Annotated in this window: 10 protein-coding genes; 3 read left to right on the forward strand and 7 right to left on the reverse strand. The window is 71.0% G+C overall.

What is annotated here, in order from left to right; translation table 11 throughout:
* Positions 1-13: 13 nt before the first annotated feature.
* Positions 14-1,018 carry an ABC transporter ATP-binding protein gene (locus tag ACFW9Z_RS28620; protein WP_384645473.1) on the reverse strand — a complete coding sequence of 335 codons (1,005 nt, stop codon included), beginning with the start codon at positions 1,016-1,018 and terminating at the stop codon, positions 14-16.
* 401 nt (positions 1,019-1,419) lie between these two features.
* Here ACFW9Z_RS28620 and ACFW9Z_RS28625 point away from each other — a divergent pair, with 401 nt between their 5' ends.
* Positions 1,420-1,863, forward strand: a complete 444-nt coding sequence (locus ACFW9Z_RS28625; RefSeq protein WP_384645474.1) for a subtilase-type protease inhibitor — start codon at positions 1,420-1,422, stop codon at positions 1,861-1,863.
* Here the strand turns inward: ACFW9Z_RS28625 and ACFW9Z_RS28630 are convergent.
* The 5 genes from ACFW9Z_RS28630 to rpmG form a co-directional block, all read right to left on the reverse strand.
* Complete coding sequence (locus ACFW9Z_RS28630) at positions 1,851-3,488, reverse strand: MFS transporter (protein ID WP_384645475.1); 1,638 nt, start codon at positions 3,486-3,488, stop codon at positions 1,851-1,853. The two genes, ACFW9Z_RS28625 and ACFW9Z_RS28630, sit on opposite strands and share 13 nt — an antisense overlap.
* Before the next feature lie 78 nt (positions 3,489-3,566).
* Positions 3,567-3,845: a 30S ribosomal protein S18 gene (rpsR, locus tag ACFW9Z_RS28635; RefSeq protein WP_384645476.1), complete on the reverse strand. Its 279-nt coding sequence runs from the start codon at positions 3,843-3,845 to the stop codon at positions 3,567-3,569.
* 48 nt (positions 3,846-3,893) lie between these two features.
* Positions 3,894-5,048 carry a CobW family GTP-binding protein gene (locus tag ACFW9Z_RS28640; RefSeq protein WP_384645477.1) on the reverse strand — a complete coding sequence of 385 codons (1,155 nt, stop codon included), beginning with the start codon at positions 5,046-5,048 and terminating at the stop codon, positions 3,894-3,896.
* The gene (locus tag ACFW9Z_RS28645) at positions 5,045-5,299 is read right to left on the reverse strand and encodes a type B 50S ribosomal protein L31 (RefSeq protein WP_384645478.1); all 255 of its coding nucleotides are present in this window, start codon (positions 5,297-5,299) and stop codon (positions 5,045-5,047) included. The genes ACFW9Z_RS28640 and ACFW9Z_RS28645 overlap by 4 nt, the downstream gene beginning before the upstream one ends.
* Before the next feature lie 51 nt (positions 5,300-5,350).
* Entirely contained in the window at positions 5,351-5,515 is a 165-nt protein-coding gene (gene rpmG, locus ACFW9Z_RS28650; protein ID WP_003964410.1) for a 50S ribosomal protein L33, read from the reverse strand.
* Positions 5,516-5,594: 79 nt separating this feature from the next.
* Here rpmG and rpmB point away from each other — a divergent pair, with 79 nt between their 5' ends.
* Positions 5,595-5,831 carry a 50S ribosomal protein L28 gene (gene rpmB / locus ACFW9Z_RS28655; protein WP_384645479.1) on the forward strand — a complete coding sequence of 79 codons (237 nt, stop codon included), beginning with the start codon at positions 5,595-5,597 and terminating at the stop codon, positions 5,829-5,831.
* Positions 5,831-6,136, forward strand: coding sequence for a 30S ribosomal protein S14 (gene rpsN / locus ACFW9Z_RS28660; protein WP_384645480.1), 306 nt, complete (start codon positions 5,831-5,833; stop codon positions 6,134-6,136). Before rpmB ends, rpsN begins: the two co-directional genes overlap by 1 nt.
* An 88-nt stretch (positions 6,137-6,224) precedes the next feature.
* Here rpsN and rpmF read toward each other — a convergent pair whose 3' ends face one another.
* Complete coding sequence (gene rpmF / locus ACFW9Z_RS28665; protein ID WP_015612997.1) at positions 6,225-6,395, reverse strand: 50S ribosomal protein L32; 171 nt, start codon at positions 6,393-6,395, stop codon at positions 6,225-6,227.
* Between the last annotated feature and the right edge of the window lie 216 nt (positions 6,396-6,611).

The following is a 6,611-nucleotide window of genomic DNA, read 5'->3' on the forward strand; positions in this document are numbered from 1 at the left end:
TTCATGAGGGTGTTCAGGGCCTTTCGGTACGGAGGTGGTGGCGGCCCACCGCGCGGGTGCGCGGGATGCCGGTGGAGGGGTCCGGTTCGACGTCGATCCGGATGCCGTAGGTCCGGGTCAGCCGCTCGGAGTCGTATACCTCCGCGGGGGTGCCGGCGGCGGCGATCCGCCCCGACGAGAGCAGGACGACCCGGTCCGCCACGGCGGCGGCCTGGTCCAGGTCGTGCAGGACGACCCCGACGGTCACACCGTGGGCGTCGGCGAGATCGCGTACGAGATCGAGGATCTCCACCTGGTAGCGGAGGTCGAGGTAGGTCGTCGGCTCGTCGAGCAGCAGCACATCGGTGTCCTGCGCGAGGCAGCAGGCGAACCAGACGCGCTGCAACTGGCCGCCGGAGAGGCTCTCGACGCCGCGCTCGGCCAGGTCGGTGAGGTGGGTGACGGCGAGCGCGTGGTCGATCCGCCGGGCGCCGTCGGGGTCGCCGCCGCGCAGCCGCCCCCGGTAGGGGTGGCGGCCGAACCCCACGACGTCCCGCACGCTGAGCCCGGCCGGGGCGTTGCGGCTCTGGGCGAGCAGGGTGATGCGCCGGGCGAAGTCGTTGCGCGACAGGGCGAGGGCGTCGACCGGCTCGGTGTCGTCGGGCGCCGATACGGTCACGGTGCCGGTGCGCGCCCGGTGCAGCCGGGCCACGGCACGCAGCAGGGTGGACTTGCCGCTGCCGTTCGGCCCGATCAGGGCGGTGACACGACCGCGCTCCAGCCGGAGGTCGGCCCCGTGGACGACATCGGCCCGGTCGTACGCGACGGTCAGGTCACGGGCGTCGAGACCGATGAGGCCGGAGGGGCCGGAGGGTCCAGAGGGGCCGGTGAAGCTGGAGGGGCCGGAGGGGTCGGCGATGCCGGAGGAAGTGACGATGCCGGACGTGCCTGCGCGGCTGTCGGAGCCCGCGGCGGAGTCGGGCGGCGCGGTGTCCCGGAGCGGCGGGGTGTCTTCTCGGTCGTGGGCAGGAGCGATCACGACGGTGAGGTTAGCCTAACCTTAATTTTGTCCGACAGTCGGTATACGGAATCCCCTGTTCCGGGCGCTGCGGCCGGTGCTCGCGACCCTCTCTCGACGCTCCTCACCCCGCTCGGATGGGCGTCGATGCGCCCGGATGGCGTTGGTTTCCAGTCGAAGCGGCCGCTGGAGGTTTCCGGTCGCTCCGGAATTACCGCAGGTCAGACGGTCGTTCTCCATTGAACCGTCGACGGCTGTCCATATGCTGGACGAGTCCCGAAGGCCGTGTGAGCTGCCCGAACGACCATCCGGTCGGTTCGAACGAACGTCTGCGGCCGGAAGCGGGCTGTGGATGTGCGCCTACTTTCCGCATGCGTAAGACTCCTGACCGCAATCAACCCCCGACCGAGGAGTTTTCACTCATGCGACACAACCGTCACGCAATCTTCGCGACCATCGCCGCGAGCGCACTGGCCTTCGGTGGCCTCGCCGCCACCTCCGCCCACGCGGCCCCGGCGAAGGCGGCGAGCCTGTACGCGCCCTCCGCGCTCGTCCTCACCGTGGCCCAGGGCGAGGACCCGCTCACCGCGACGGTCAAGCGGGCGGTCACGCTCACCTGCGCCCCGAACGCCGAGGGCACCCACCCGGCCCCGGAAGCCGCGTGCGCCGAACTGGAGTCGGTCGGCGGCCAGTTCACCGCGCTGGCCCGGACCTCGCCGGACCGGATGTGTACCCGGCAGTGGGACCCGGTCGTGATCACCGCCCACGGTGTCTGGCACGGCAAGCGCGTCACGTTCTCGACGACGTACGGCAACGCCTGCGAACTGGCCGGCAGCATGGACGACAGCGCCGTCTACTCGTTCTGAGCCTGTTCGGCACTCTTGGGGGAATCCTGCGTCACCCGGGTCCCCGGGTGACGCAGCGCGAACAGGAACGCGATGGCCAGGGCGATCGCCATCCCGTAGAACACCCACTGGTTGGCCTGGGCGAAGTCCAACCGGATCGCCTGCATCGAGTCCTTCACCGCATCGGCCACCGGTCCGGTCCCGGAGGGGCCGCGGGTATCCGCCTGGCCGGTCACCGCCTGCGCCACCGACTCCGCGGCATCGCCCGCCGCGCCCTCCGGAACCCCCTTGTCCCGAAGGGTGGCTGTCACGTTGGTGACCGTCCGGTGCGTCAGCACCGTGCCGAACACGGCGAGTCCGATGCTCGCCGCGAAGTTCCGCACGGTCTGGGTGATCCCGGTGACCTCCCCGTACGACGCACCGATCGCCCGGTTCACGGCGTCGGTGGAGGCCGGCGCCAGCAGCAGCCCGATCCCAGCGCCGGCCATGGCCGCGTACAGCCACTGGTCGTGCATGGAGAGCGTCGTCAGCTTCTGTGCCCACAGGAAGAATCCGACCGCGCCGAGCGCGGTGCCCAGCTTCAGCGCCGGACGGGCACCGCGCTTGTCCAGGATGCGGCCGCCCCACTGGGAGGCGATGCCGAAGCCGATGAAGAAGTAGAGGAGGTAGAGCGCCGCCTGGTTCGGCGAGGCGCTGAGCGAGGCCTGCGCGTACACGGAGGCGAAGAAGAACACCGGCACGAACGCCAGCATGGAGAAGAACAGCACGGCGGTGTCGATCTGGAAGGCCCGGTCCCGGAACACCTGGAGCTTGATGAGCGGGACCCGCGCGCGCAGTTCGAACCAGCAGAAGAACGCCAGCACCAGCAGCCCGACCACGATGCACGCCCAGGTGACGACGGAGCTCCAGCCCCAGGTGGACGCCTGTTGCAGGCCCAGCACCGTCAGGCCCATGCCGACCGCGACGAGCACGGCACCGGGGAGGTCCAGGGGCTCGCGCCGGGACCGGTCGGGGATGCGGGCCAGCAGCGTCAGCACGATGGCGATGACGGCGATGGGCACGTTGACCCAGAAGATCGCGCGCCAGGTCCACGCGGTGAGCCAGCCGCCGAGCAGCGGCCCCACCGCGGTGAGGGCCCCGGAGAGCCCGAAGAACAGCGCGAGCGCCCGCCCGCGCCGCTCCACCGGGAACACCGCGATGACCACGGCCAGCGCGGCCGGGAACATCAGGGCCGCCCCGACGCCCTGCACGGCACGGAAACCGATCAGCCAGGCCTGCGCGAAGTCCCCGGCGGGCACGGCACCGCACATCGCGGAGGCGATGACGAAGACGAGGGTGCCGATCAGCATCACGCGGCGGCGCCCGTAGATGTCGGACAACCGCCCGCCCAGCGCGAAGAACGCGGCCAGGGTGAGCAGATAGGCGTTGACCACCCACTGCATCTGTGTGGCGGTGAGACCCAGCTCGTGAATGATCTCCGGGGCGGCGATCGCCACGATCGTCTGGTCGATGAAGGTCATCGACACGGCGAACACCATGGCCGCGAGAGCGAGGCTCTGATTCGGCGGACCGCCTCGGCGGCCGCTCGCCGCCGGGCCTGATGACACCGGCTCCGGGCCGTCCCTCCTGGAGGTATCTCTGCCCATGGATTCATGGTGCTCGGCCTGCCGCGATGCTGCATCCTGAGCGGGCCCCGCCCCCGCCGCAGTGCCCCCGAGGCGGGCCTACTTGCCGGAACCGGAACCGGAACCGGAACCAGAGCTGGAGCCCGAGCCCGAGTACGGCAGCAGTGCCATCTCGCGGGCGTTCTTGATGGCCGCGGCGAGCTGCCGCTGCTGCTGGGCGCTCACCCGGCTCACCCTGCGACTGCGGATCTTGCCCCGGTCGGAGATGGACTTCCGCAGCAGATCGGTGTCCTTGTAGTCGATGTACGTGATCCTCGCCGCGTCCAGCGGGTTGGGGCGGGCCTTGAGCGGCTTACGGGGGTCCTGCTTGCGTGCCATCGGGGTTCCTCGCAGGGGTAGTTGGGGGTACGGGAATGACGTCCCGGTTCAGACCGGGTCGAGGAGCGCGTCGAAGGAGGCGGGCAGGCTCTTCCACGCCTCCCGGCCCGCCCGGTACTCCTCGTCGGTGAGCAGGCACGACTCCAGCAGTCCGGTCAGCCCGTCCCGGTCGAGGCCGGGGGAGACGAAGACCAGGTGCTGGCAGCAGTCGCCGTGCTCGGGGTGCCAGTCCAGCGCGGCGGCGGCCCGCCGGTAGGGAGGCACCATGGCCCAGGCCGCGTCCGGGAGGGAGGCGAGCCAGGGGCCGGTGTTCTCCACGCAGAGGGCGCCGCCCGCCGCGTCCCAGGAGAGCAGGGTGTCGGGCCGGTCCGCGAGCCAGAACCGCCCCCGGCTGCGGGCCGCCGCACAGCACAGGTCCTCCAGCGCGTGGTAGAGGCGCTCGGGGTGGAAGGGGCGGTGGCGGCGCCAGACGAGCGTGGAGACCCCGGCCTCGTCCGCCTCCTGGGGCAGCAGCGCACAGGCCGGATGCTGGCCCGCGGCAGCCGCCTCCACATCGAATCCGGCGACCGCGAGGTCCGTCAACTCCACCGCATCGACGGCCACCTGACGTGCCGTCGGGTTCATCTGCCCGATCAGCGCCCGGTCCTCGTCGTCGGCCGCCGGGCTGTCGGCCAGGGCGAGGACGGGGGCGTACTCCACCTGCCGGGCCCAGGTGTCGCCGATGGTCCGCTGATCGGCCGGGGCCGCCGCGAGGCCCGCCTCCGCCAGGTCGTCGCCGTTGGTGAGGCAGGCCAGGACGAGGGTGGGATCGATCGCGGTGATCACATTGGTCACCTCGAAGCCGTCCCCGTGCGCCGCGATGACCTCGGCCATCGACTTCGGCTCGACGGAGTCCCAGAGCTCCAGGACGGCGAGCCGGGTCAGCCCGCCGTCCGCCAGCCGTCGCAGCTCGGGGACCAGGTCTTCCCGCAGCGCGCAGCACGCGCAGTCGTTGACGAGGGGGGTCTCACCGGCGGACAGCTCACCGGTGGCGTCCCGCAGGGTGCGGCGTACGGTCCCGTCGGTCGCCGTCGACAGGTCGTGGTGGAGCGCCACACTGTGCGGAACCTTCGACAGCAGCCCCTCCACCACCTCGCGGCGGGCCTCCGAATGCAGCCCGCAGACGATGACGACGGGCAGTTTCCGCCCTTGTTCCCCCGTCACCGGGCCGCACCGCGTCCGTAGCGGCGCTCGAAGCGCTCGACGCGGCCCGCGGTGTCCAGGACACGTGCGGTGCCGGTGTAGAAGGGGTGGCTCGCGGAGGAGATCTCCACGTCGACGACCGGGTAGGTGCGGCCGTCCTCCCACTCGACGGTCTTCTCGCTGGTGAGGGTGGAGCGGGTGAGGAAGGCGAAGTCGGCGGCCTTGTCGCAGAAGACGACGGGGCCGTAGGCGGGGTGGATTCCGGGCTTCATGAGGGGGTCCTAGCGGGTCGGGGGTTTGCTGCGAGGCGGGCCGGGAAGGCCTCAGCGCTCCTCGCGGAAGTCGACATGGCGGCGGGCGACCGGGTCGTACTTGCGCAGCACCATGCGGTCGGGGTCGTTCCGGCGGTTCTTGCGGGTGACGTAGGTGTAGCCGGTCCCCGCGGTGGAGCGGAGCTTGATGACCGGGCGTACTTCGTTGCGAGCCATGGGCGCTACTATATGGCAATGGTTTCCATTTTCAATAATGGATCCACTGAGTGCATCGAATGAGAGGCAGGTAACTTCCATGTCCGCCCACTGCCAGTTGACCGGCGCGAAGCCGGGATTCGGCAATGCCATCTCCCACTCCCACCGCCGCACTTCGCGCCGGTTCGACCCGAATGTCCAGCGCAAGCGGTACTGGCTCCCCAGTGAGGGGCGGCATGTACGGCTGACCCTCAGTGCCCGGGGGATCAAGACGATCGACGTGATCGGCGTCGAGGCCGCCGTCGCGCGCATCCGCGCCCGAGGGGGGAAGGTCTGATGGCGAAGAAGAGCAAGATCGCGCAGAACGAGAAGCGCAAGGCGATCGTCGAGCGGTACGCGGCCCGCCGGGCCGAGCTCAAGGAGATCATCCGCCGCCCCGGTGTGCCGGAGGCCGAACGTGCCGCCGCTGTGGCGGAGTTGCGCGGTCAGCCGCGCGATGCCAGCGCCACGCGCGTACGCAACCGGGACAGCGTCGATGGCAGGCCCCGGGGGTACCTGCGCACCTTCGGCCTCTCCCGGGTCCGGATGCGGCAGCAGGCGCACGCGGGCTTCCTGCCCGGGGTGACGAAGTCCTCCTGGTGAGGCGGGGCTGAGCGAACGAAGGGCGGGTGGTGGTGCGGCGATCGAGCCGCACCACCACCCGCCCCCCTCTTTTTTTGGGTGTGCGGGCTCAGCCCTCCGGTCGCAGCAGGCCGCGCTCGTACGCCTTCACCAGTCGCTGCGGCACCTGGTGGACGGTGCCCTCGATCGTCACCGGGACGAGCTGCGGTGTCGTGGCCTTCCACTGGGCGCGGCGGTGGCGGGTGTTGCTGCGGGACATCTTCCGCTTCGGGACTGCCATGGGTCTCTCCTGGGGGTGGGGGTCGGTCGGTGGCGTCGACCGCATATGAAAATGGGAGTCGTTTCCAAGTTGTGATGCGGGGGGGGGGGGGGGGGGGAGGACACCCCCCCAGCCGGGCCCCGTGCCCCCCGGGGCCGGGGGAGAGGCACGCCAAAAGGCCCCCCGGGGGGGGCGGGGGGGGGGGGGGGTGGGGGGTGACACAAAACCCCCGCACTG

Origin of the sequence: Streptomyces sp. NPDC059452, assembly GCF_042750035.1 — a bacterium.
Lineage (GTDB): Bacteria > Actinomycetota > Actinomycetes > Streptomycetales > Streptomycetaceae > Streptomyces.